This window comes from Rhodococcus huquni, from assembly GCF_055231055.1.
The window spans coordinates 156,793-180,128 of the sequence record NZ_JBUYWE010000009.1 but is presented as its reverse complement, the minus strand read 5'-3'; the positions used below and the strand labels follow the sequence as shown (position 1 = coordinate 180,128).

The window sequence follows — 23,336 nt, the reverse complement described above, 5'->3', positions numbered from 1 at the left end:
CATATCTGACTTCGACCTCATCGGTCCACGCCATGGCTCAAGTGTCGTCCCAACCGACACGAAATCCGGAAACCGACACGGCACCGACACGAAATCTGGAAACCGACACGGAATCGTGGAACCTACAAGAGACGCTGTATCGGGTTCTGTTGCAATAGATAGTGATGTCTAGGACACGCACTAGATCACCGCATATATCCCGATTCTCCTTGTTACCTTCGAGCGCATGGATCCCGTCCGCAACCCGTATGCCCCCGGTGCCGGTCAGCGCCCGCCCGAGTTGGCCGGCCGGACCAAGCAGATCGATGCCTTCGACGTCGTGCTCGAACGCATCGCGCGCGGCCGTCCCGAACGCAGCGTGATGCTGACGGGCCTGCGCGGTGTCGGCAAGACGGTTCTGCTCAATCAGCTGAGGTCGGCAGCCATTTCCCGCAACTGGGGTGCGGGCAAGATCGAGGCTCGTCCCGACCAGGATCTACGCCGTCCGCTGTCGTCCGCCCTGCACATGGCGGTGCGCGAGATCGCTCCTTCGCACCGCGACCCCGAGCGAGTCGAGGAATTCCTCGGTGTCCTCAAGTCGTTCGCGCTGCGGGCCACGGCGGACAAGGGCATGCGTGAGCGCTGGCAGCCGGGGATCGACGCCCCCGCGAAGAAGGGGCGTGCCGATTCGGGTGACATCGAGATCGACCTGGTCGAGTTGCTTCTCGACGCATCTTCGCTGGCCAGGGACGTCGGCGTCGGTATCGCCATCTTCATCGACGAGATGCAGGATCTGGGACCGGCGGACGTCTCTGCGATCTGCGGTGCCTGCCACGAACTGAGTCAGGACGCCGCACCCCTGATCGTCGTCGGTGCCGGTCTGCCGCATCTTCCGGCCGTTCTTTCCGCGTCGAAGAGTTACTCCGAGCGGCTGTTCAGCTATCACCGCATCGACCGACTCGAACGTACGGCTGCCGACCTGGCCCTGATGGCTCCGGCGGAGCGAGAAGACGTGAAGTTCACGGACGAGGCGCTCGACGCGTTGTATTCGGCCGCAGACGGCTATCCGTACTTCGTGCAGGCTTACGGCAAGGCCACGTGGGATGTGGCGGCGGTCAGTCCGATCACCGCGGAGGACGTCCGCGTCGGATCGCCGACCGCGGAAGAGGAGCTGGCGGTGGGCTTCTTCGGCTCCCGCTACGAGCGGGCCACACCCGCCGAGCGCGAGTACATGCGGGCCATGGCGGATCTGTCGGGTGACGACGGGCCGGTGGCTACCTCGTCGATCGCGACCGAGCTCGCGCGTAAGCCCGCATCGTTGTCGCCTGCCCGTGACGGGCTCATCAAGAAGGGCCTCATCTACTCGGCCGAGCGCGGGTCGATCGGATTCACCGTTCCGCATTTCGGCCGGTACCTGCGCAGTCAGCACGACTGACCGAACTCCTAGCGCAATCTAAGCCATTCTATGAATGACTCTAGAGTCTTTTAGATTGAGTAATGGACCGTCCTGGCGCATGCTGGGGTACGGCCCCACACGGGCTGTGAGGCGCCCCCGGAAGGGGCGGGTTTACAGAATCGAGGATGGCCATGCCGCACACGGTTGCCCACAAGCTCATCGAATCGCACCTGCTGTCCGGGCGAATGGAGCCCGGAGAAGAGATCGCGATCCGAATCGACCAGACGCTCACTCAGGACGCCACCGGAACTCTGGTGATGCAAGAGCTGGAAGCGCTGAATCTCGATCGGATCAAAACCGAGCTGAGTGTGCAGTACGTCGATCACAACCTCTTGCAGACGGACGAGAAGAATGCGGAGGATCACGAGTTTCTCCGCACCGCCGCGGAGCGTTACGGGCTGTGGTTCTCGAAGCCGGGTAATGGGGTGTCGCATCCGACTCACATGCAGCGCTTCGGGATTCCGGGTAAGACGATGGTGGGATCCGACTCGCACACCCCGGCATCGGGTTCGCTTGGCATGTTGGCGATCGGAGTCGGTGGCCTCGAGGTGGCCATGGCGATCGCTGGTCAACCGCTCAACCTTCGGATGCCGCAGATATGGGGCGTCGAGCTCACTGGTGAACTGCCCGAGTGGTGTTCGGCGAAGGATGTCATCCTCGAACTACTGCGCAGGCACGGCGTCAAGGGCGGTCTCGATCGCATCATCGAGTATCACGGCCCGGGACTCGCGACGTTGACGGCGATGGATCGCCACGTGATCGCGAACATGGGGGCCGAGCTGGGCGCGACGACGTCTGTGTTCCCGGCCGATGACGCCGTGCGTGAGTTCCTCGAATTCGAGGGACGCGGTGGCGATTACGTCGAGCTGGTGGCTGACGAGGATGCCGTGTACGACGTGCAGGAGACCATCGATCTTTCGACGATCGAGCCGCTCGTCGCCAAACCTTCGTCGCCGGGGAACGTGGTCCCGGTGCGCGAGGTGGCGGGCGAGAGCATCAGTCAGGTCGTCATCGGATCGTCGGCGAATCCCGGGCTCCGCGATTTCGCGATCGCTGCCGCGATGGTGGCCGGCCGGCAGACCGTGCCCGACGTGAGCTTCGACGTCAACCCGACCTCGCGCGAGATCTTCTCCGATCTGACCCGGATGGGGTCGACCCTCGAGCTGATCACGGCAGGGGCCCGTATCCACCAGGCCGGCTGTATGGGATGTATCGGGATGGGTCAGGCTCCGGCGACCGGGCGAAACTCGTTGCGGACCATGCCCCGTAACTTCCCCGGCCGTTCGGGGACGAGGGAGGACTCGGTCTGGTTGTGCTCGCCGGAGACTGCTGCGGCGTCCGCGCTCACCGGCGTGATCACCGACCCCCGAGACTGGGCAGCCGACGTCGGAATGAGTTATCCGACTCTCGATCTCCCCGCGGTGGCGGCGGTCAATACGGCGATGCTCGTCGCGCCGCTTCCCGAGAACGAGGCCCGGGCGGTGGAATTGGTGAAGGGGCCGAACATTTCGTCGCTTCCCGAATTCCCCGAGCTACCGGATCGAATGGAAGCGCCGCTGCTCCTGAAGGTGGGGGACAACATCTCCACCGACGAGATCTCACCCGCCGGTGCACGTGCACTGCCGTTTCGCTCGAACATTCCCAAGCTCGCGCAGTTCACCTTCACGCAGGTGGACGAAACATACCCGGCGCGAGCAGAGGAAACAGTCGACAGCACAGGACATTTCATCATCGGAGGCGACAACTACGGTCAGGGCTCGTCACGTGAACACGCCGCGATCACCCCGCGCTACCTCGGTTTGCGTGCCGTGATCGCGAAGTCGTTCGCCCGCATCCACTGGCAGAATCTGGCGAACTTCGGGGTACTCGCTCTCGAATTCGAGAATCCGGACGACTTCGATCGGGTGGAGCAAGGCGACACATTGCTTCTCGACGGGGTTCGGGAGGGGATTCGGTCCGGCACTCGCCTCACGCTCGTGGATTCGACGCGCGGTGTCGAAATCCCGGTGGTGCACAGATTGTCTTCGCGTCAGGTGGACGACGTTCTGGCGGGCGGGCTGATACCGAAGCTGGCGCAGCGGCAGTGACACCGCGTCCGCGCCGTACACTCGGCGCGGATGAACGAGACGAGCGTGGCAGCAGACGAAATCGCGTCGACGTGGGAGCGCATGAGCGCGATCAGTCCGGCGCCCAGCGCTGCGACGGTGTGGATCGCGGCGCTGGCCGCTCTCGTCGTGGTGCTCGAGCCGCACGTGTGGCGGGTGGCTCGCAATGTCGTGACCATCGTCCACGAGGGCGCGCACCTGCTGGTCGCGTTTTTCGTGGGCCGCCGGTTGCAGAGCGTGCGTCTGCATTCGGACACCTCGGGTGTCGCGGTGTCGTCGGGAAAGCCGACGGGGCTCGGCGTGGTGCTGATGACCTTCGCCGGCTACGTCGGCCCAGCGGTTCTCGGGCTCGGCGCCGCCTGGGTTCTGGGAACGGGTCACGCGGTGGCGGTGCTGTGGATCGGTGTCGTCTCGATCGCCTTGATGCTGCTGTTCGTGCGGAATCTTTACGGCCTGCTGTCGTTGACCGCAGTCGGTGCGCTCCTGTTCGTTCTCGTCTGGTTCGGCACGCAGGAGCAGCAGGTGTTCGCGGCGTACTTCGTCACCCTGTTCATGTTGATCGCGGCACCGCGGCCGGTGATCGAGTTGCAGCGAGCGAGATGGGCGCGACGGGCGCCTGATTCGGACGCCGATCAGCTCGCCCGGTTGACCCGGGTTCCGGCGCTGTTCTGGGTCGCGCTGTCGTTCGCGCTGACGGTGACCTGCCTCGTGCTCGGCGGCTGGTGGATCATCGAACCGGCACTCGTCAGGCATTTCTAATCGTTTCTAGTGTGGAAGCTAGAATCTCGTAGATTTACCTGTCGACCGCATTCTCGCCGGTCACGCCACCTCGTCTTCGCCGCCGGCAGTCACTTTCCGGAGGCCGCGGTACGCGCCCTCTGCGGTCTGCCTGCCCGCGACCACTGCTTCGACCTCGGCTGCGATCGGCATGTCCACGTTGTGATCACGCGCCAACTCCATCACCGTCGGCGCGGTCTTCACCCCCTCGGCGACCTGCCCGAGTTCGGCGACTGCCTGGTCGACGGAAAGTCCACGTGCGAGTGCCTCGCCGACGCGCCGGTTACGCGAGCTGGGGCTGGTGCACGTCGCGATCAGATCGCCCATCCCGGTGAGGCCGGCGAAGGTGCGCGGATTCGCGCCCATCGCTTCACCGAGTCGCGTCATCTCGGCCAGACCGCGCGCCAACACCATCGCGCGCGTGTTGTCGCCGACGCCGAGGCCGTCCGCCATGCCCGAGGCGATGGCCACGATGTTCTTGAGAATCCCGCCCAGTTCGCAGCCGAGTACATCGGTATTGCGATAGACCCGGAACACGGGGGAGGCGAACAGCGGTTGTAGAGCGGCGGCCACCCGGTCGTCCTGCGTTGCGACCACAGAGGCCGCCGCGAGCCCGTCCGCGATCTCCCGTGCGATGTTGGGTCCCGCCAGCAACCCGACCGGGTGCCCGGGCAGGCATTCCGCGATGACCTCGGTCGGTCGGGCCCGGGTTCCGGGCTCGAGGCCCTTCGACAACGAGAGGACGGGTACCCATGCCCGCACCTCGTTGCTGATCTCACCCAACGTGGCCCGTACGGCGTCGGACGGCACCCCCACGACGAGTACGTCGGCTTCGCGTGCCGCTTCGACCAAATCGGAAGTGGCGCGCATGGATTCAGGCAAGGCCCGGTCGCCCAGATACCTCGAGTTGCGGTGCTGGGTATTGATCTCGTCCCTGGTCTCCGAGGTACGCGCCCACAAGAGGGTCGGAGTGTTCCGAGCTGCGAGGCCGGCGACGGTGGTTCCCCAGGAACCCGCGCCGAGTACCACGACCCGCACCGGGCGGGACATTACCGATCACCTCTGTTGCTGTGATCCTGTCGCGAAGTCATGCTCCGACTCTGGCACTGATTGCCCCGGTGCGGGGCCGAAACGGACACGCGAGACCGCAGGGATCACCAGCGATACCCGAGCAGGCCGAGAACGTACTCGAGCCAATCGGGAAGTCCGGGATCTACGAACACGACGACGCCTCCTTCGTAGGTGTGGAGGTGGGCTGGCCTCCTGTACCGACAACACCCGATGTCATAGTGTCCAACAGGCAGGTCTCCGGTGGCGAGTCTCTCGCCCAAGACGAGTGGAGGAAGTTGCACGATGCGTTCCCATGATTCGGTGGTGTGGCACTGGAACGTCAGCTTTCGGGCGCGGGCGATCTTTCGGTTCGTACGCCTGTTCGTGAAACCGCTGTTCACGGTGTGGCCGGTGACGACGAAGGGCATCGAACTGCTGGCGTGGCTCGACCGGATCGTCGGTCGACTCCCAGTCCCCAAGGGCCTGGACGTCGACAAATTCACGCTGGGTGGCGTGCCGAGTGAGCGGATCACGCATCCACACGTGGCGAGCGGCTCCCTCGCGGGGGCGACGGTGCTCTACCTCCACGGCGGCGGATTCGTGTTCTGCGGCTTGGCGACGCACCGGCCGATGTGTGGACTGTTGGCAGCTCAGGCGGGTGTTCCGGTCGTCTCCGTCGAGTACCGGCAGCTGCCAGAGGGGCCGATCGGGGTCTCGCTGTCGGATGCGATGGCGGCATACAAGGAGTTGCTCGAGACGTGTGAGAACCCCGAGAAGATCATCGTCGCGGGGGATTCGGCCGGTGGCTACCTTGCGATGAAGATCGCGGAGATCACGGCGCTGACCGGAATGACGCCGCCTGCTGCGGTGATCGGCTTCTCGCCGCTGCTCAACCTCGACATGGAAGACCACGACCCCGATTTCATGAAGCTCGACGCGTATCTCCCGATGTCGCAGGTAGCCAAGCTGAAGGATCGCTGGCTGGAAGGCGCCGAGTCGATCGTCGGAGCGCAGTCGCCGGTTCGTGCGGACCCGAAACTTTTCCCGCCCGTGTTCCTCTCCGCCGCCGAGTACGAGATCATGCGCCCGGATGTCGAGATCACCACGGAGAATTTCGACAGGGTGGGTCAGCCGATCGAAACGCACATCTGGAGCGGTCAGATCCATGCCTTCCCCGTGATCGGAAAGTCGCTGCGGGAGAGTCGCGAGATCATCCGAGCGGCGATCGACTTCGCGGAGCGTTCCCTCGATACCCAGATGCGTCGTTCGGCCTGAACACGAGACACAGAACGGTGCCCCGCACGCATCTCGCGTGCGGGGCACCGTTCTGTGAAACGTAGACCTCAGGGCCTGCGGACCAACGGAGACGCTGTGATGGCCAAGCCCACCAAGGCCACACCGGTGACCAGGGCGAGTCCGGAATGGAACTGGTGGAACCCGGTCGTGATCGCTCCTTCCGCGGAATGCGAGCCCGCCGTGACGAGCGCCGTGGTCAATGCCAGCACCAGTGCGGCGCCGACCTGCGCCGACGTCTGCACCAGTCCGGAGGCGAGACCCTGTTCCGAGTCGTCGACGCCGGCTGTCGCCTGGGCCATGATCGACGTGAACCCGAGTGCAAATCCCACGCCGAGCAGGATCACGCTCGGCAGGATCGCCGTCGTGTACGAGGGTGTGTCGCTGCCGACGAACAGGAACCACAGGTAGCCGATGCTCAGCGAGGTGAGGGCCGCGATGATGATTCGAGAGGTGCCGAAGCGGTCGATGAGACGTCCGACGAACGGGGACCCGATCGCAACGATCAGTCCGGCGGGCAACAGTGCCATCGCCATCTTCAGCGGTGACCAGCCGAGTACGGACTGCAGGAAAATCGTCATCATGAACTGGAAGCTCAGGTAGCTGCCGAACAGGGCGACGATGCTGAGATTGGCGCGCACGATCGAGCCGACGCGGAGCAGGCCGAGACGGACGAGTGGGTGCGCGATCCGTTGTTCGGTGAAGAAGAAAGCGACGAGCAGGGCGGCTGCCACCGCGAACGATACGAGAGTGACCGGGTCGGTCCACCCGCGAGCCGGTGCAGACACCACCGTGTAGACCGTCAGCATCATTCCGCCGACGAGAGTGACGCCGCCGACGAGATCGTGTCCGCCGGAATCTGCCGGGCGGTCGCGCGGGATCAAGAAGACGCCGGCGATCAGTGCGAGCACCGCGAAGGGCACCGGCATCAGGAACGTCCAGCGCCATCCTGCGCTTGTGAGCAGTCCGCCCAGAATCAGACCGGACGAGTACCCGCTGGCCCCGAACACCGAGAAGATGGACAGCGCTCGGTTGCGCGCCGGTCCTTCCCGGAAGGTCGTGGTCAGGATGGACATTGCAGTGGGCGCGGTGAAGGCGGCCGCGAGGCCCTTCACGAAACGGCTGGCAATGAGCAGAGTGCTGTTGTCGACCAACCCTCCGACCAGCGAGGCGAGCGCGAACACGCTGAGGGCGATGAGGAAGACACGTCTGCGGCCGAGTAGGTCGGCGGTGCGTCCACCGAGCAGAAGCAGTCCGCCGAAGCCGAGGACGTAGCCGTTGATGATCCATTGCAGCGAGGTGGTGGACAGGCCGAGTTCGGAACCGATCGAGGGGAGCGCTACGCCCACCATCGAGACGTCGAGTCCGTCGAGAAACATCACGAGGCAGAGCACGGCAAGGAGACCCCAGAGTCGGGGCGTCCAGACCTGAACGGTGGGTGGGGTGAGTTCCGGTGTGGTGGCGAGCTTCGGTGCGCTCTCACTGATAGTCACAAGGATGAATGTAAGTGCATGTGCAATCAATGCGCAAGCACTAATTCCGTTTGCATTTAATTCGCTTGCATGTATCGCCGGTCGAGGCTAAGGTGCGGGTCATGAGCTCAGAGGCGGAACTTCGTGCCGAGTGGCGGGGGCTGCTGGTCCGCTACAACACCGTCGCCTGTGAGTTGGACCGTGAGATGCAACACGCACACGGGTTGAGCATGAGCGACTTCGAGGCGCTCGATCGGCTGATCGACGCGACCTGCGAGCGTGCCCGGATGCAGGACTTGGCCTCCGAGATGTACTTGAGTCCGAGCGCGCTGTCACGCACGGTGGCCCGCCTCGAGAAGGCGGGGCTGGTGGTGCGCGCGATGTGCGAGGCCGACCGGCGAGGTGTGTTCGTGGACGTCACCGAGCGCGGGCATGCGGTGCACGCAGAAGCCAAGAAAATTCAGATCGAGGTGCTCGCCGAGCACCTCGCGTCCGAGCCCCCAGTGTCGGTCGACTGACTCAGTCGCCGATGCGAGGGCCCAGCCAGTCGACGAGATCGTCGAGGACGCGCTGCTGCTCCGGCTCGTTGAAGATCTCGTGGAAGAAGCCCTCGTAGATCTTCACGGTCAGGTCCGATGAACCCGCCATCTCGGCAATCATCCTGGTGCCGTTCACGTTCGCGAGTGCGTCGTCACTGCCGTGCTGGAGCAGAAGAGGAAGGGTCAACGACGGCAGCCGCTTCGGCAAGCTCTCCGCGTTGACGATGATCCCGCGTGCGATTCCCGCGGGGACCTTGCCGTGATGAACCAGTGGATCGTTCTGATATCTGGCCACCACTTCGGGGTCCCGCGAAATATTGGTCGAGTCGAGGGTTTCCACCGGAACGTCCGGCAGGAACCGGCCCACGAGCTTGCCCAACTCGACCACGACCTTCGGCGTGCCCGAGGTGACGTCCACCGCCGGCCCGGACAGCATCAGCGCCTTCAAATCCTGTTGGTGGTCGATCGCATACGACAACGCGATGGCGCCACCCATACTGTGCCCCAGCAGGAACTTGTCGAGCCCGGGCCGCTCCTGAGACACGAGACCGAACAGCTGATGCAGGTCGTCCGTGAACTCGTTCCACTCGCGCAGGTGAACTCGCTTGCCCCCGGACCGGCCGTGGCCACGATGATCCGGCGTGTACACGGCCAGTCCGAGATCGACCAACCGAGACACGACGTGGTCGTAGCGGCGGGCGTGCTCGCCCAAGCCGTGGCACAGCACAAGCACCCCACGAGGACACTCGTCCGGCGTCCACACGTCGTACACGATGCGGGTGCCGGCGACGCCGGAGAAGCTCGACTCTTCGTGCTGCATGGCAGGCCACCTCTGATCCGGTTGCAGTGCGCCCAGATCATTGCACGCGGCAGGGACTCACGCCGAAGGTTCGCCGATCACGTTCGGCCCCGCCGCTGCGCGTATTGAAGGGGGCTATCCCACGACGTTGACGTCGAGGTCCAGATTGAAGATGAGACCACCGAGAGTGATGATCGTGTTCGCGAGGCCCAGCGTGACTCCGCTGTTCAAAGCGCTGTTCAGACCGAAAAGCACACTTTCCATGACTGTCCCCTTGTAAAGGCTGGAATCCCGACTATGGACCCTGAACTCATGGGCGGCTTACACCGTCACACCGATAGATTAGGTCAAGTTCGACCAATCCGATGCTGATACAACAAATCTCGGGCAGACTGATCTCGACGTCCCTCTTCGAGGTCACGTAGGGTCCGTGATGTGAAAGCACCAGAGGTCGTAGAGGTCGCATCGGGTACCTACCTGGTGACGGGTCGAGACACGAACTGGACCCTCGTCGAGGACTCCGGATCCGTCACTCTGATCGACGCGGGGTATCCGGGAAGCCGCGCGGCACTGGAACACTCACTGGCCGAGATCGGTCGTCGCCCGGAGGACATCGCCGCCGCCCTGGTCACCCATGCCCACGTCGACCACATCGGAACGTTGCCCGAACTGTGCGCACAGTACGGCTTTCCGGTCTACACCTCCGAAGAAGAGACCCGCCACGCCCACCGCGACTACCTCCAACAGGTGTCGATACCGGAGGTCACCGCCAATTCGTGGCGCCCGGGCGTGCTGCCGTGGAGCCTGCGGATAATGCGATTGGGTGGGACCAAGCACGTGTCCGTTCCCCAAGCCCAGCCGTTCCCGGTCGACGGTCCGCTCGACCTTCCGGGTGGTCCGGTCCCCGTGCCGCTGCCCGGTCACACCAGTGGCCACTGCGGCTACTACCTGCCCTCGGTCGGCGCCGTCCTCACGGGTGACGCGCTCGTCACCGGGCACGGCACTTCGACGATCACCGGGCCGCACGTACTGTTGTCGATGTACCACCACGACCGGGCCGAAACACTGAGATCGCTCGATGCAATCGCCGGTCTGGATGCAGACCTGGTGCTCCCAGGTCACGGCCCCCTGCACCGTGGTGACGTGGGCGCGGCGGTGGACCTGGCCCGCGAGCGCACCCACCTATGATTCTGCTGTGTCGAAGAAACCTGCCATGTCACCGTCCGGCGAGTCCGTCGACGATCTGATCGAGGCCCTGCCCGAGTCGCGGCGCGGCGACGCGCAACAGCTCCGCGCGATGATGCAGGAGCTCACCGGCGAGGAGGCCGTCGTGTGGGCATCCCGGATCATCGGGTTCGGCGAGTATCGGTACCGCTACGCGACCGGCTGGGAAGGCACGGCGCCGCTGATCGGGTTCGCAACCAGCGGCCGTCAACACACCATCTACATGGTTGCGGACTTCGGCGAACAGCACGAGGAGCTCCTCGGCCGGCTCGGCAAAGTGAAGCTCGGCAAGGGCTGTGTGTACGTGAACAAGCTCGCCGACATCGATCTCGGCGTCCTGCGCGAACTGGCCGACCGCAGCGTCCAGGTGTACCGGGGTGTGGACGCACAGTACGAGCGTGGGGAGTCCGCTCAGTAGCGGCTGCGGGCGAGGACTTCCGTCAACTGCGTGGTCGCACGCCTGCGAAGCCACCCCAACGGTCCGCGCTGCCGAAGTGCGGCCCGCGCCGCGTTCAATCCGCAGACGCCGTGAACACCGCCGCCGGGGTGCGCCGATGCGCTGCCGAGGAACAACCCGTCGATCGGGGTCTCACTGCGTCCCAGTCCCGGGCCCGGACGAAACACGAGCTGCTGATGAAGTTGGGCAGTGCCGCCGTTGACCGCGCCGCCCACCAAGTTCGCATTGGCAGCTTCGAGATCGGACGGCCGCTGCACCTGACGTCCGACAACCGAGTCGGTGAAGCCCGGCGCATGCGCCTCCAACAGTTGGTCCACCCGCTCGGCGACGATTCGAGCCGAGTCGTCGTCGGTGACACCGCGCGGTAGATGGGTGTACGCCCAAGCACTTTCGGTTCCCTCGGGCGATCGTGTCGGATCGGCGGTGGTCATCTGTCCGAACAGTAGAAACGGTGAGGCGGGCAATCGTCCGGTCGTCAGGTCGGCCATCCAGTGGACCAGGCCGTCGTCGTCCGCTCCCAAATGAACCGTTCCCGCTCCGGACAGGCTCGTGGAGCGCCATGGAATCTTGTGCTCCAGTGCGTAATTGACCTTCACGACAGGTGTGTCCCACTCGAACCTGTCTACATCTCGACGTACGCCCGACGAAACATGTTCCGGTGCAAGGAGATCTTGGAACAGTGATGGGGCCGATACGTCCGCGATCACTGCGTGCCGTGCCTCGAATCGGGCCCCCGACGCGGTGGTGACCCCTCTTGCTCGGCCATGCCTCACGTCTACGGACACCACCGTGTCTCCGCAGTGCAGATGCCCGCCGGCGTCGGTCACCCGGCGAACCATTGCGGCGGAGAGGGCGCCCGAACCGCCCACCGGGACCGGATATCCGCTGGACTGCGCGAGCATGGTCAGAATGAACCCCATGACGCCGCTGCCCGGGGCGTCCGGGGGTGCATCGGCATGCATGGCGTTGCCGAGTAGCAGGACGCGCGCGGCATCGCCCCCGAACAATTCGTGAGCCATTCGGCGAGCCGGTAGGGCCAGAAAGCGGGCCAGTCGCAGGGCGTCACCGGCGCCCAAGGCACGTACCAGGCCGGCTGGGCCCTTGATCGGCGGGAACGGGCCGAAGAGCGACTGCAGGAAAGGCCGCTCGACGGTGCGCCACTGCTCTACGAGATCCAGCCAGGCGCGCCCGTCGCCCCGGTGTCGCGCATCCAGGTCGGCGGCGGTGTCCTCCGGGGCGGGGTGGACCACCGGCGCATCGTCGTCCTGAGGGCTGCGGGCGTGCCCGACTGCGTAGGGTGCGTGGCTCCACTCGAGTCCGTGCTCGTCGAGGTTCATGGCGGCGAGGGCAGGAGAGACAGCGGCAAGGGGGTAGAACGCACTGAAGAGATCGGTGACGAACCCGGGAAATACCTCGGCACTACGGATCGCGCCGCCTGGAGTGGGCTGGGCCTCGACGACGGCCACATCCCAGCCGGCATCGGCCAGTACCGCCGCGGCGACCAGGCCGTTCGGGCCGGAACCGATGACGACTGCGTCGACGGAACTCATGTCTCCAGACTGGCAGAAAAAGCTGTGGCCCGCAGCCGGCGAATCGAATCACCGTGGCTGCGGGCCACTTTCGTAGCGGGGACAGGATTTGAACCTGCGACCTCTGGGTTATGAGCCCAGCGAGCTACCGAGCTGCTCCACCCCGCGTCGTGTTTTCCACTGTACACATCCGGCCGGGGAGAATGAAAACGAGTTGTTGTCTCACTCGTCACAGCAGCTTGAACTGCACCATTTCGATCGCGTTCTCGATGGTCTCCGCCAGAACGCGGATGCGCTCGTCCGCGCCCGGTGCTGCCAGCAATGCGAGGGTGTCGGCGTCCCCCATCGGAACGTGCGCTGCGATGTCGTACAGGCGGTCGCCGAGTGGTCCTTGGAATGCGGCAAGGACAGGTGGCGTGGGCGTCGGGTCGCCTATCTGGGCCGTCAGCTTCCCCAGCAAGCCGTAGAGCAGGTCGATTCGTTCACCAAGGGTGCTGTACTCGTACTCGGTGACCGGTGCGCCCTCGTTCTCGTCGGCCCACTCCCGCACCTTCGCGCGCGGATACGGATCGTCCTCGAGCCAGTCGACTACCTGGATGCGTTCTGTTGTGCGGCAGAGTAGTTCGAATCGACCGTCGCCGATCGCGGCGTGTGTGTCGATGGTCGCGATGGTTCCGACGTCGTGCCGGACGTCGCCGCCGCCCACCTCGTGTCCACGCGCGATCAGTACGACGCCGAAGCGGGGTTCGGGAGCGGCAAGACAATCGTGAACCAGATCCCGGAAGCGGGGTTCGAACACATGCAGTGGGAGCTTCTGGCCGGGTAGAACCGCGGTGCTCAACGGAAACATCGGAAGTTCGAACGTGTCGTCCGCTGCCATCAGGGCATCCTCAACCTGGGGATGGGAACAGCGGAAAGGTCTGTTCCTCTGTCTATTTCGACGATCAGATGGCGTGCCCACATCATGAGTCCGGAGACGTCCAGAAGGTGTGGCGGCTCTTCTTCGTAATGCCGGATTCGGTCGTGCCCACGCTGGAGCAGAGTGGCTGCGCCACTGCTGTTTCCGCGCATCAAGTGTGTGAGGCCGACGGCCAACTGGGCGAGGCCCTGCCACAGCTCGCGTTCGTCCTCGGAAGCGATCTTCCAGGTGCCCTCGAAGATCTCGTGGGCATGAAACGGCATGTTGTGATCGAGAAGTCGTTGAGCCTCGGTGATGGACTCGTCAGGGGGAAGTTGCACGTCGTCAGGGATTCGAGGAACCCCTTCGGCGCCGCGTGGCAACGGCCTGCCCAGTTCGTCGCGTGGGCGAGCGTTGAGTGGTTTGCCCGTGCTGTCCCTCTCCCGTTCGGCCATGGGTTCACACTAGCGGTGACACACGCTCCATTGAAGGACCCGCGGCGAGCTTCTCGAATCGCTCCTCGAACGCGCTGCGGAGATCGGCGAGGGTAACCGCTCGGAGGCGGACCTGGTGGTCGATGGAGTGCAGGTAGCGGCCGTCGTTTGCGACGTCGAACCATGTCATCTCGTCGATCAGTGCTTCGTCGAGGCCGCGGCGCGGTCCCAGCAGACACACGTACCCCTCGGCGGTGTGCGCCCTGGTGAGAAGGCGCCGGATGCGGTCTCCGTCGGGCACCGCGATGTCGTGGAGTACCGCAGTCGATCCGGCCTTCCGGCGCTCCAGGCCCTCCGGCGGACTGGACAGCGACCGGATGCTGCCGGGCGGGGTGTCGGGAATGCCGGTCGTGAGGCGCTTGGCCAACCACCGCCGGTTCTCTGCATCCGTGCCGTGATTGACCGAGACGGAGATACCGCCGCGACCTATGGCGCCTGGTGCTTGCTCGACAACCACGGCGATCCGGCCCCGCACACATCCACGTCGTCGGATCGGGTTCGCTTCGGTCACGTCGGCTTCGTCCGGCACGAACACCGTGACCGAATAGTCGGGGTGGCGCAGAGCCTGGATGCAGGCGCTCAGCTTCCGGTCGTCGAGAGACTCATGCCAGTCACGGAGATGGCGGTCGACGATGGCACGCTCGTCCATGGTGGTGGCAGACGAGCGATGCCGCAGCGGGTAGGGCAACCGATCGAGATCGGTTGCCTCCCACAGTGTCATGAACTGGTCGGAGCTGAGCTCCCAGGTCATGCGCCGATCACCGGCGGGGCCACTGGGTCGATGGGGCCGATCAGGTCGTTGCCGTTGTCGACATTGACGAGGTAGCTGGGGGTCTTGTGTTCCTTGTCGTCATCGCCGCCTGCACCGGCTCCGCGCGGCGCCATCATCCCGCCGCCGCCCATGCCCATACCGGGGCGAGCGAGGCTGGTCTGGGATGCGGCGCCGACGGCTGCACCTGCGCCGGCCCCGGCTCCTGCGCCGAGTGCTGCGGCTCCGGGTGGGACACCGGGCATCATGCCTACCGCGCCACCGGACTGGCTTTCGTCTCGCTTGCGGTCGCTGCCGCGGCGAGAGCCTGCGCCACCACCGGCGCCGAAAGCACCGGCTGCGCCACCATGGGCGGCGCCACTTGCGCCCGATCCGCTGCCTGATCCCGATCCCGTTCCGGGGCCGACCAATCCGTCACGGCCCTGGCCGTTTCCGAGATGTCCCTGCGTTCCGCTGGCATTGGGATTCATGGTTGCGGCCGCGCCCGTGTTGGCCGGGCCGCTCGTGCCAGGCTGTCCGTTGGCGGGCTGCTGCGCGGCGGGGTCGGTGCCTGCCGGGTTCTCCGCTCCGGGCTGGCCGCCTGGTGCGTTCTCGCCGCTACCGGGCGCGCCGCCACCGCCACCGGAACCGTCGCCCTGACCACCGAACGAGCCCGGTCCTCCGGTGGGACCGAAGCCGCCGCCACCGGAACCGTCGTCGCCCTGAACCACGCGCGGTGCCGGCAGGACGGGCACTCCGGTTCCTGCGTTCGTGTAGCCGGGGGAGTAGATGGTCTGGAGTGCCGCAATCGCTTCGCGGCGGGCGTTCTCTTCTTCGATCTCGGCTTTTGCCAGGTCTGCCGCGCCGGTGCCCATGGAGAGCATCGTGAGCGGTGTTCCGAACTGGCGGTTCGGAATCTTCACGCGGATCAGACTTGCCGTGCTGGAGACGGATTCGAGCCGCGTACCGATGTCGGTGATTCCCGTGCACAGTTCGGTGGTGGAGCCGGTCAGTGCGGTTACAGCGCCCGCCGCAGCGGTCGCGGCCGTGCCGGTCCACTTGGTGCCGATCACGTTGTGCAGGTCTTGGAAGTCCGCATCGAGACCCATGTCTGCGATGCCCTTGCAGGCTTCGGCAGGAATCGAGATACCGGCCGGCAACATTTCCTGGACTTTGGCCGCCAGCGCGTTGTACGAGGCAGCGCCCTCGAAGTCTTCGTGGCCGTTGATGTACACGGGGTCGACGATCTCGTTGTGCGCGATCGAGTCGCTGACCTTTTCGGTGAGCTCGCTCGCCTTCTGCTTGATTGACTCAAGGTCTGGTGTCAGGCCGAGGAGAGTTTCGAACGGGTTGTCCGACTGGGCTTGCGAATTGGAAGTGGAGGGAATCGCCGCTGTCGTCACGGGAGAAGTCGTGCTCGTGAACGGGAAGGGGAGTGACGGAGCCGAGCTTTCATCCGCCGGGTGCGTCTGAACCCCGAATGGCAGCGTCACCGACTGGTCGGCGGACGGTTGCGGTGGTGTCGGTCCCATATCTATTTCCCCCTCGGTGTCGAACGTGGTGCTTCAACTGAACTTTCGCGCGGCCCCACCACTAGCCCTTCGGGAGGAGCGGTTCGATCTGGCGGACAGTGTCTTCCAGGCCGGCGCACCATTCTTCCTGTGGTGCCCGCCCTATGTAATCGTGGTTGAGGCTGCGGAGAACGATCAGAATTCCGTACTTGGTTTCAAGGGAGTACGAGCATGCGTCAGGAACGTCGTCCTCCCGCGTCAGCAATCCGTTTCGCCCGTTGATTTGGAGGGGTTTCGCGTCGGGGGCGGTCTTCGCGGCTTCTTCCGCGAAGGTGACATTGCCGGACAGAAGAGTCAGCGTGTACTGCCGCACGGGTGTCTTGAAGCTGCAGCCCAAGAAGGTGTAGTCGCCGGCGCTCGGGATGTCTTCGGTAACTTTGGTGGTCGGATCGTATCCAGCTTTTTCCGCGGTGGCGTCGGGCACGTCCAAGCAAGGGTCGAATGCCACTAGCGGACGGTCCGAGGTGTCTGTCTGACGAGGTGCTCTGGTTGGTGTGGCATCGGCACCTTCGCCAGCGGCGGGAGAGCTGTCGGTAGATCCACACCCAGCAAGTACCGCGGCAAAAATTGCCGCCGCGCAGAGCGCTGTCAGGCGCCTCATAGTTGCTGTGCCGTTGTAATCGACTGCAACGCCCGGTAGAAATCGCTTTCGGTGTCTTCGAAGCCCCTGCCGTTTGCGGCAAACGTTGCTTTCATCGACTTTACCGCGTCCTGGTGCTGCAACAGTCGGTTACGGACCGATGCGGGGGAGTGGACCAGTTTGTCTTCGAAGGCCTTCTGTAGCTGCTGCGCTGAATCGAATCCGCCGAAGCCGGAGGTCCGTTCGAAGATGACGCACTTTTTGATTGCCTCGTCGAACTTCTCGATGATGCGGTCGCAGATTGCGACGCACTGCGCGGCGGCATCGTCGTCCAAGTACAACGGTTCCGTCATGAATCCCCCCGAGTCGGTGCTGTTGGCGCCATTCGTGGCGCGATGTTACCGCACCGCGACTATGGGGCCTGGTGTGCGCCGACCATCCGGGCAGCGAGGTCTGCGTACAGGTCGCCGACGGCTTGCGGGTCGGTGTAGGCGCCGGCGGGGAACCACCTGCACACGTCCACGCACAGTGACATCAAGGCCAGGGTGACGCCTTCGGCGTCCGGAACGGTGAATGTTCCCGATTCGATTCCGGCGTCCACGACGGACCGGACGATCGCCGTGGTTTCGCGTCGCATCCGCACCAAGGTGCGGTAGTGATCGCGGGTGAGGGCCGTGAGTTCGTACTGAATCACTCGGGCCTGCGCGTGGTGCAGCGCCTGCCAACCGGCGAACGCGGACACCACGGCGCGGAGCCGTTCGAGGGGGGTCGCGTTTTCGGGGTCTGCGGTCGCGACGAACTCGTGTGCCAGCTGGTGGCCTTCGTAGCTGATCGCGAAGAGCAGGTCTTCCTTCGATCGATAGTGCGGGTACATCGCGGCCGGGCTGAGGTCCAACCGCGCCGCGATGTCGCGCGTGGTGGTGCCGCCATAACCGCCTGCAGCGAACGCGTCGATTGCGGCAGCGCGAATCCGGGCGGCGGCCTTGGACGCAGTGATGACGACGTCCGACGTCTCGCTCATCAAGTCACCGCCTTCCCTTGCATCGGATGTTGACATTATCGGCTGCGCCTACGAGTATAAGCGGGCGCTTAGAAAATAAGCGAACGCTTAGAATCTGAAATGGAGCGGTGATGCGACGCACCCTGTACGGACCCGACCACGAGGCTTTCCGCGATTCGGTTCGCGAGTTCGTCAATCGCAACATCACGCCTGTCGCGGACAAGCTCATCGAGCAGCGGTTCATCGATCGTGAGATCTGGCTCGAGGCGGGACGCAACGGCTACCTCGGACTCGAGGTGCCCGAGCAGTACGGCGGTAGCGAAGCCGGCGACTACCGGTTCAACGCGATCCTCGGCGAGGAACTGTCACGGGCAAGTGCCGCGGTCGCTTCGAGCTTCGGAATTCACGCGGACATCGTTGCGCCCTACATGGTTCAGCTGACCACCGACGAGCAGAAGGAGCGCTGGCTCCCCAAGTTCTGCACCGGTGAACTTCTCACGGGCATCGGAATGACCGAGCCCTCCGGTGGATCGGACCTCGCCGCTCTCAAGACGACTGCGGTGCGCGACGGTGACGACTGGATCATCAACGGCTCCAAGACGTTCATCACGAACGGCTACAACGCGGACCTCATCATCGTCGCGGCACGGACCAGCCCCGAGAAGAAGGCGAAGGGCATCACGCTGTTCGCCGTCGAGACCGGGATGGAAGGGTTCGAGCGCGGGCGCAAGCTCGACAAGGTGGGCCAGCACGAGTCGGACACCGCCGAACTGTTCTTCGAGAACGTTCGGGTGCCGTCGACCAACATGATCGGCGAACTAGACCGCGGGTTCATCCACATGATGGAGATGCTGCCGCAGGAGCGAGTCGGCGCGGCGGTTTCCAACCTCGCGCACGTTGCCGCCATTCTCGAAGAGACACTGCAGTATGCGAAGGACCGCAAGGCTTTCGGGCAGCCGATCGGCTCACTGCAGTGGAACAAATTCTTGCTTGCAGATCTCGTGACCCGAGTGGAGGTCACGCAGGCCTACGTCGACAATTGTGTTGCGGCGCATGCTGCCGGTGAGCTCACTGCCATCGACGCGGCCAAGGCCAAGTGGTGGACCGCGCAGGTTCAGAACGAGGTTCTCGATCATTGCGTGCAGTTGCACGGTGGCTACGGTTTCATGACCGAGTACCGCGCTGCGCGTGCTTGGATGGACGCGCGTGTCACCAAGATCTGGGCAGGGTCCAACGAGATCATGAAGGAACTCATCGGCCGCGACCTGGGCCTCTAGCGACTCGGCCGATCGAGTCTCGACGACGAAAAAGGAGTGCACATGTCCGTTCTCGACAAGTTCACGTTGAAGGACAAGGTTGTGGTTGTGACCGGCGCGTCGTCGGGGTTGGGAGTCGCCTTCGCCAAGGGCGCTGCCGAGGCCGGCGCCGACGTGGTGCTGGCCGCCAGGCGCACCGACAAGCTCGAGAACACCGCCGAGCTGGTCCGCGCAGCAGGACGGGAGGCGCTGACGGTAGCCACCGACATCGCCGATCCGGATCAGGCTCAGCGCATGATCGATGCCGCCATGGAGAAGTTCGGCAAGGTCGACGTGTTGATCAACAATGCCGGCATCGGCACTGCCTTTCCTGCCACCAGAGAAAGCCCCGACCAGTTCCGTCAGGTGATCGACGTCAACCTGAACGGTTCGTACTGGGCAGCGCAAGCTGCGGGCCGGGTGATGAAGCCGGGCAGCGCCATCGTGAACATCTCGAGCGTGCTCGGGTTGACCACCGCGGGACTTCCGCAGGCGGCGTACGCGGCGAGCAAGGCCGGCATCATCGGCCTCACGCGCGATCTCGCGCAGCAGTGGGGAACGCGAAAGGGTATCCGCGTCAATGCGATTGCGCCCGGATTCTTCGCTACCGAGATGACCGAGCAGTACCACGAGGGCTACCTGGAGAGCATGAAGCCGCGCCTTCTGCTGGGACGGCTGGGCGATCCGGACGAACTGGCTGCGACCGTGGTCTGGCTGGCTTCGGATGCCGCGGCCTACGTGACCGGCCAGACCATTCCGGTCGACGGCGGCATCACGGTCACCTAGAGCTGCTCGAGGTTTCTCCGCAGTCTGTTCTCGGTGCCGGTGATGGCCGACTCGATGATCGGCTCGACGAGGTGGCCGAGTGCGCGGCCTGCCAGTCCGCCGGGAAGTGAGTAGGCGAAGTCGACGTCGAGTTCGGTGTGCTCGTCGTCCCTCGCGGTGAATCGCCACGTGGACGAGTTGGCGATCCCGTCGAGGGAGGAGATCGTGATGACGTCGTTTTCGACCCATTCGGTGATCTCGACCCGTGATCGCAGGTTCTTGGGGCCGATTTGCATGATCGTGTCGAAAGTGGCGCCCAGACCCTGGGTGAACTCGCTGGTGGGTGTGAACTGCGAGATGCCGAACATCCACTTGGGGACGTTCTCGTAGTTGTCGAGGTAGGCGAACGCGACGTCGATCGGTACCCGAGCAATCCCGGCGTGCCGTATGTGAATCATGGTCGGTGACCCGCCTTCGTCTCGGAGACCGTTCCGGGACGACTGTAATGGACAGCGTGAAATGGGCTCGTCCGCCGTGGCGTGCAGTTATACGGTGAACGCCATGAAGATGGAGCACGGAGGCTGGCGACACTACCCGGACCAGGGGCTGTCGAAAGTGCTGTCCGCTGCCCTTTCGGCTTTCGTCGAACGCGGCTACGACGGTGCGTCGATCCGGGAGATCGCGGCTCGTGCCGAACTGTCGGTGCCGGGCGTGTATCACCACTACCCGTCGAAGCAGGCGTTGCTAGTGGGGCTGACCAACGCGGTCATGGTCGAACTGCTCGAACGCAGCGGTGCGGCCCTTGCCGATGCGGGGCCGACGGCAGGCGAGCGTTTCGATGCCGTCGTCGAGTCGTTGCTGCTGTTCCATATGCACAGGCGTGAGCAAGCTTTCGTCGCCTCGAGGGAGACGCGGAGTATGGAACCGGACGCGCGCAGTGCGTATATCGGTTTGCGGGACGAGCAGCAGAAGATGCTCGACGACATAGTTCGTGACGGCGTCGAGTCCGGGGAGTTCGGCACCAGGTTTCCGGAGGATGCCAGTCGGGCGGTGACCACCATGTGCGTGGCGGTATCGACGTGGTACCGCGCGGACGGACCGCTGACTCCGCAGGAACTGGTCGAACGGTATCTCTCCATCGCGCGGAGCGCGGTCGACGCCTGACTCCTGACCTCTCTGCGATCAAGGGCCGGAAATGCGCGGTGTGACCTCAGTCCTCGTCGTCGTCCTTCGCCTCGCCGCGCTTCCTGAAGAACTTGAAACCGGGCACGCCCTGGATCGCCTGCCGTACGTCCTTGACGACCTCGAGTAGTTCGTGAATCTCGGGCGACACGGTGTCGAGAGTTGCCAGGACCGGCATGAGCGAGGTCAAGCGATCGGCGAGCTCGGGGAGGTTGTTCACCAGCCGGATCGCGGCGTGGATCTCCTCGCCGCTCAGTTCGTCCAGGAACGTGCGCGCGAGCGGGGCTGCGTGCAATGCCATCGGCTCGTATACGGCGAGGAGGTTCTGTGCGGCCTCCGAAGTCTGTCCGGCAGCGGCGACCACGGTTCCGGCGCCGTCCGCCACCGCATCGGCCTTGGCTGCGGCGAGAGCGGCACCTTCGGTGACCTGCTCTACGCGGGCTATCAACAGCTCGGCCCGAACGAGAAGAGCGTCCAGTCTCGCAGGTAGACCGACCACGAACACGGCAGTGCCTACCGACCAGCGTGCGACACCCGCGGTGGTGCGGACGATGTCGCGTGGCGCGATGGGCAAGAGTTCCATGCGTTCCATCATTACGGAATTTCCCCTGCCGAGCGCGATTCTCCCGTGGGGACGTGAGGAGGCTCATGGACTGGATGGAGTGGGACCTCACATTGTCGCGACCCTCGGCGTCTACTTCACAGCGAGGCAACGTGCCTGGCTTCTCGAGTGGAAGGATGGGAACAGTGAACGTCGAGACAGTTACCCACCGGGTGATCGACTCTCCGATCGGCCCGTTGACCCTGGTCGATCGAGACGGGGCTCTCGGTGGCATCTACATGGCGGAGCACCGACACCGCCCCGATCCGGCTACCTTCGGAACTCGATCGACGCAGGGCTCGGAGGCTGTGGTCGCGCAGCTCGACGAATACTTCTGTGGCTCGCGAACCGAGTTCTCGGTTTCGCTGGCCCCACTGGGAACGCCGTTTCAGATCCGCGTGTGGAAAATGCTGCGGACCATTCCGTACGGGCAGACCTGGACTTATCGTGAGTTGGCGGAAGCGGTGGGACAGCCGACGGCCGTGCGGGCGGTGGCTGCGGCCAACGGCAAGAATCCGCTCAGCATCATCGTCCCGTGTCACCGCGTGGTCGGTTCGGACGGCTCACTCACCGGTTACGCGGGTGGGCTGGAGCGTAAGCAGTTCCTCCTCGACCGGGAGCGGCTGCCTGCATGATCGTCCGGTTGCCGTACCGCCCGCCCTTCACGCACGCGCCATTGTGGAATTCGCTGGCAGCCCACGCAGTTCCAGGGCTGGAAGAGCGGGATCCGGACTCCGGGGGCCATACCCGCGTGGTACCCGGGCGGAGTGGTCCGGCAATGGTCACCGTGCGGGTACGGCCGGATGGTGACCATGTCGAGGCCGACATCGATCCGGCGGCCGAGGAAGACACGGACGACGTGATCGAGACGATCAGGCGGTGGCTCGACCTCGACGCCGATCCGGTAGTGGTCGATACCGCACTGAGCCAGGACCCGACTCTGGCGCCGCTCGTGGCCGAGCGGCCCGGTTTGCGCCGACTCGGCTCGGTGGACGGATTCGAGACGGCGGTTCTCACCGTGCTGGGGCAGCAAGTGTCCGTTGCCGCCGCTCGCACTTTCGGGTCGCGTCTCGTCACGGCATACGGTGTCGATCACGGCCGTATGCGACTGTTCCCGAACCCTGCCGTTCTCGCGACCGAGCCCACCGAACGCCTTCGTTCCACCATCGGTCTGACGAATGCTCGCGCCCGCACCGTCACCGCGTTGGCAGCGGCAGCGTGCGACGGACTGTCCCTCTCTCATGATGCGGATCCGGCCGCCTTTCGTGCCGATCTCCTGGCATTGCCGGGGATCGGGCCGTGGACGGTCGACTACCTCGCTGTCAGGGTTCTGAGCGACCCCGATGCGTTCACTCCAAGCGATCTGGTTCTCCAACGCGCTTTGAAGGTCGACGATGCCCGGCAGGCCGCCGAAGTCGCGGAGGCCTGGCGACCCTGGCGCGCCTACGCGCTGTTTCACCTCTGGACGGACGAGGTCTACGGGTAGCTGCGGTAGTTGTTGTCTCCCCCTTCACCAGCGTGC

General features: G+C 64.7%; 26 protein-coding genes and 1 tRNA gene. 12 read left to right on the top strand and 15 right to left on the bottom strand.

Annotated elements, in window-relative coordinates:
- The first annotated feature begins 226 nt into the window (after positions 1-226).
- The 3 genes from ACZI8R_RS17010 (at position 227) to ACZI8R_RS17000 (ending at position 4,299) form a co-directional block, all read left to right on the top strand.
- The gene (locus ACZI8R_RS17010; protein WP_463380821.1) at positions 227-1,414 is read left to right on the top strand and encodes an AAA family ATPase; all 1,188 of its coding nucleotides are present in this window, start codon (positions 227-229) and stop codon (positions 1,412-1,414) included.
- A 152-nt stretch (positions 1,415-1,566) separates the two neighbouring features.
- On the top strand, positions 1,567-3,522 hold the full coding sequence (locus ACZI8R_RS17005) for an aconitate hydratase (protein WP_463380836.1): 1,956 nt from the start codon (positions 1,567-1,569) through the stop codon (positions 3,520-3,522).
- Positions 3,523-3,603: 81 nt separating this feature from the next.
- On the top strand, positions 3,604-4,299 hold the full coding sequence (locus ACZI8R_RS17000) for a M50 family metallopeptidase (protein WP_463380835.1): 696 nt from the start codon (positions 3,604-3,606) through the stop codon (positions 4,297-4,299).
- Positions 4,300-4,359: 60 nt separating this feature from the next.
- Here the strand turns inward: ACZI8R_RS17000 and ACZI8R_RS16995 are convergent, their stop codons facing one another.
- Positions 4,360-5,367 carry an NAD(P)H-dependent glycerol-3-phosphate dehydrogenase gene (locus tag ACZI8R_RS16995; protein WP_463380820.1) on the bottom strand — a complete coding sequence of 336 codons (1,008 nt, stop codon included), beginning with the start codon at positions 5,365-5,367 and terminating at the stop codon, positions 4,360-4,362.
- 303 nt (positions 5,368-5,670) lie between these two features.
- Between ACZI8R_RS16995 and ACZI8R_RS16990 the strand changes: the two genes are divergently transcribed.
- Positions 5,671-6,642 (top strand): alpha/beta hydrolase, encoded by a 972-nt coding sequence (locus ACZI8R_RS16990; RefSeq protein WP_463380819.1) that lies wholly within the window; start codon positions 5,671-5,673, stop codon positions 6,640-6,642.
- A gap of 68 nt (positions 6,643-6,710) precedes the next feature.
- Here the strand turns inward: ACZI8R_RS16990 and ACZI8R_RS16985 are convergent, their stop codons facing one another.
- Entirely contained in the window at positions 6,711-8,153 is a 1,443-nt protein-coding gene (locus tag ACZI8R_RS16985; protein ID WP_463380818.1) for an MFS transporter, read from the bottom strand.
- A gap of 101 nt (positions 8,154-8,254) precedes the next feature.
- Here ACZI8R_RS16985 and ACZI8R_RS16980 point away from each other — a divergent pair, with 101 nt between their 5' ends.
- Positions 8,255-8,650 carry a MarR family transcriptional regulator gene (locus tag ACZI8R_RS16980; RefSeq protein ID WP_463380817.1) on the top strand — a complete coding sequence of 132 codons (396 nt, stop codon included), beginning with the start codon at positions 8,255-8,257 and terminating at the stop codon, positions 8,648-8,650.
- Position 8,651: 1 nt separating this feature from the next.
- On the opposite strand, the gene ACZI8R_RS16975 is transcribed toward ACZI8R_RS16980, so the two are convergent.
- A complete protein-coding gene (locus ACZI8R_RS16975) occupies positions 8,652-9,491 on the bottom strand; it encodes an alpha/beta hydrolase (protein ID WP_463380816.1) in 840 nt (279 codons plus the stop codon).
- A gap of 114 nt (positions 9,492-9,605) precedes the next feature.
- Positions 9,606-9,734, bottom strand: coding sequence for a hypothetical protein (locus ACZI8R_RS16970; RefSeq protein ID WP_463380815.1), 129 nt, complete (start codon positions 9,732-9,734; stop codon positions 9,606-9,608).
- 171 nt (positions 9,735-9,905) lie between these two features.
- Between ACZI8R_RS16970 and ACZI8R_RS16965 the strand changes: the two genes are divergently transcribed.
- Both ACZI8R_RS16965 and ACZI8R_RS16960 read left to right on the top strand, forming a co-directional pair.
- Entirely contained in the window at positions 9,906-10,658 is a 753-nt protein-coding gene (locus ACZI8R_RS16965; RefSeq protein WP_463380814.1) for an MBL fold metallo-hydrolase, read from the top strand.
- A 7-nt stretch (positions 10,659-10,665) separates the two neighbouring features.
- Positions 10,666-11,112 (top strand): DUF1801 domain-containing protein, encoded by a 447-nt coding sequence (locus ACZI8R_RS16960; RefSeq protein WP_463380813.1) that lies wholly within the window; start codon positions 10,666-10,668, stop codon positions 11,110-11,112.
- On the opposite strand, the gene ACZI8R_RS16955 is transcribed toward ACZI8R_RS16960, so the two are convergent.
- The 9 genes from ACZI8R_RS16955 to ACZI8R_RS16915 all read right to left on the bottom strand — a co-directional run bounded on the left by ACZI8R_RS16955 (position 11,106) and on the right by ACZI8R_RS16915 (position 17,992).
- Entirely contained in the window at positions 11,106-12,701 is a 1,596-nt protein-coding gene (locus ACZI8R_RS16955; protein ID WP_463380812.1) for a phytoene desaturase family protein, read from the bottom strand. The genes ACZI8R_RS16960 and ACZI8R_RS16955 overlap by 7 nt on opposite strands.
- A gap of 73 nt (positions 12,702-12,774) precedes the next feature.
- A tRNA-Met gene (locus ACZI8R_RS16950) sits at positions 12,775-12,848 on the bottom strand.
- Between the two features lie 61 nt (positions 12,849-12,909).
- Entirely contained in the window at positions 12,910-13,560 is a 651-nt protein-coding gene (locus tag ACZI8R_RS16945) for an LON peptidase substrate-binding domain-containing protein (RefSeq protein WP_463380811.1), read from the bottom strand.
- Positions 13,560-14,033, bottom strand: coding sequence for a DUF309 domain-containing protein (locus tag ACZI8R_RS16940; protein WP_463380810.1), 474 nt, complete (start codon positions 14,031-14,033; stop codon positions 13,560-13,562). The genes ACZI8R_RS16945 and ACZI8R_RS16940 overlap by 1 nt, the downstream gene beginning before the upstream one ends.
- A 4-nt stretch (positions 14,034-14,037) precedes the next feature.
- Positions 14,038-14,823 carry an ESX secretion-associated protein EspG gene (locus tag ACZI8R_RS16935; protein WP_463380809.1) on the bottom strand — a complete coding sequence of 262 codons (786 nt, stop codon included), beginning with the start codon at positions 14,821-14,823 and terminating at the stop codon, positions 14,038-14,040.
- Positions 14,820-16,352 carry a hypothetical protein gene (locus tag ACZI8R_RS16930; RefSeq protein WP_463380808.1) on the bottom strand — a complete coding sequence of 511 codons (1,533 nt, stop codon included), beginning with the start codon at positions 16,350-16,352 and terminating at the stop codon, positions 14,820-14,822. Before ACZI8R_RS16930 ends, ACZI8R_RS16935 begins: the two co-directional genes overlap by 4 nt.
- Positions 16,353-16,413: 61 nt before the next feature.
- The gene (locus ACZI8R_RS16925) at positions 16,414-16,992 is read right to left on the bottom strand and encodes a DUF3558 domain-containing protein (protein WP_463380807.1); all 579 of its coding nucleotides are present in this window, start codon (positions 16,990-16,992) and stop codon (positions 16,414-16,416) included.
- Complete coding sequence (locus ACZI8R_RS16920; RefSeq protein WP_463380806.1) at positions 16,989-17,306, bottom strand: hypothetical protein; 318 nt, start codon at positions 17,304-17,306, stop codon at positions 16,989-16,991. The genes ACZI8R_RS16925 and ACZI8R_RS16920 overlap by 4 nt, the downstream gene beginning before the upstream one ends.
- A gap of 77 nt (positions 17,307-17,383) precedes the next feature.
- A complete protein-coding gene (locus ACZI8R_RS16915; RefSeq protein ID WP_463380805.1) occupies positions 17,384-17,992 on the bottom strand; it encodes a TetR/AcrR family transcriptional regulator in 609 nt (202 codons plus the stop codon).
- 110 nt (positions 17,993-18,102) lie between these two features.
- On the opposite strand from ACZI8R_RS16915, the gene ACZI8R_RS16910 reads away from it, so the two are divergent.
- Entirely contained in the window at positions 18,103-19,248 is a 1,146-nt protein-coding gene (locus ACZI8R_RS16910; RefSeq protein ID WP_463380804.1) for an acyl-CoA dehydrogenase family protein, read from the top strand.
- A 42-nt stretch (positions 19,249-19,290) separates the two neighbouring features.
- The gene (locus ACZI8R_RS16905) at positions 19,291-20,052 is read left to right on the top strand and encodes an SDR family NAD(P)-dependent oxidoreductase (RefSeq protein WP_463380803.1); all 762 of its coding nucleotides are present in this window, start codon (positions 19,291-19,293) and stop codon (positions 20,050-20,052) included.
- Here the strand turns inward: ACZI8R_RS16905 and ACZI8R_RS16900 are convergent.
- Complete coding sequence (locus ACZI8R_RS16900; RefSeq protein ID WP_463380802.1) at positions 20,049-20,489, bottom strand: SRPBCC family protein; 441 nt, start codon at positions 20,487-20,489, stop codon at positions 20,049-20,051. The two genes, ACZI8R_RS16905 and ACZI8R_RS16900, sit on opposite strands and share 4 nt — an antisense overlap.
- Before the next feature lie 103 nt (positions 20,490-20,592).
- On the opposite strand from ACZI8R_RS16900, the gene ACZI8R_RS16895 reads away from it, so the two are divergent.
- Positions 20,593-21,195: a TetR/AcrR family transcriptional regulator gene (locus tag ACZI8R_RS16895; RefSeq protein ID WP_463380801.1), complete on the top strand. Its 603-nt coding sequence runs from the start codon at positions 20,593-20,595 to the stop codon at positions 21,193-21,195.
- A gap of 46 nt (positions 21,196-21,241) precedes the next feature.
- Here ACZI8R_RS16895 and ACZI8R_RS16890 read toward each other — a convergent pair whose 3' ends face one another.
- The gene (locus ACZI8R_RS16890; protein WP_463380800.1) at positions 21,242-21,796 is read right to left on the bottom strand and encodes a ribulose 1,5-bisphosphate carboxylase large subunit; all 555 of its coding nucleotides are present in this window, start codon (positions 21,794-21,796) and stop codon (positions 21,242-21,244) included.
- A gap of 164 nt (positions 21,797-21,960) precedes the next feature.
- Between ACZI8R_RS16890 and ACZI8R_RS16885 the strand changes: the two genes are divergently transcribed.
- Together ACZI8R_RS16885 and ACZI8R_RS16880 are read left to right on the top strand one after the other, a co-directional pair.
- Positions 21,961-22,449 (top strand): methylated-DNA--[protein]-cysteine S-methyltransferase, encoded by a 489-nt coding sequence (locus ACZI8R_RS16885; RefSeq protein WP_463380799.1) that lies wholly within the window; start codon positions 21,961-21,963, stop codon positions 22,447-22,449.
- Positions 22,446-23,300 (top strand): DNA-3-methyladenine glycosylase family protein, encoded by an 855-nt coding sequence (locus ACZI8R_RS16880; RefSeq protein ID WP_463380798.1) that lies wholly within the window; start codon positions 22,446-22,448, stop codon positions 23,298-23,300. Before ACZI8R_RS16885 ends, ACZI8R_RS16880 begins: the two co-directional genes overlap by 4 nt.
- Positions 23,301-23,336: the final 36 nt, after the last annotated feature.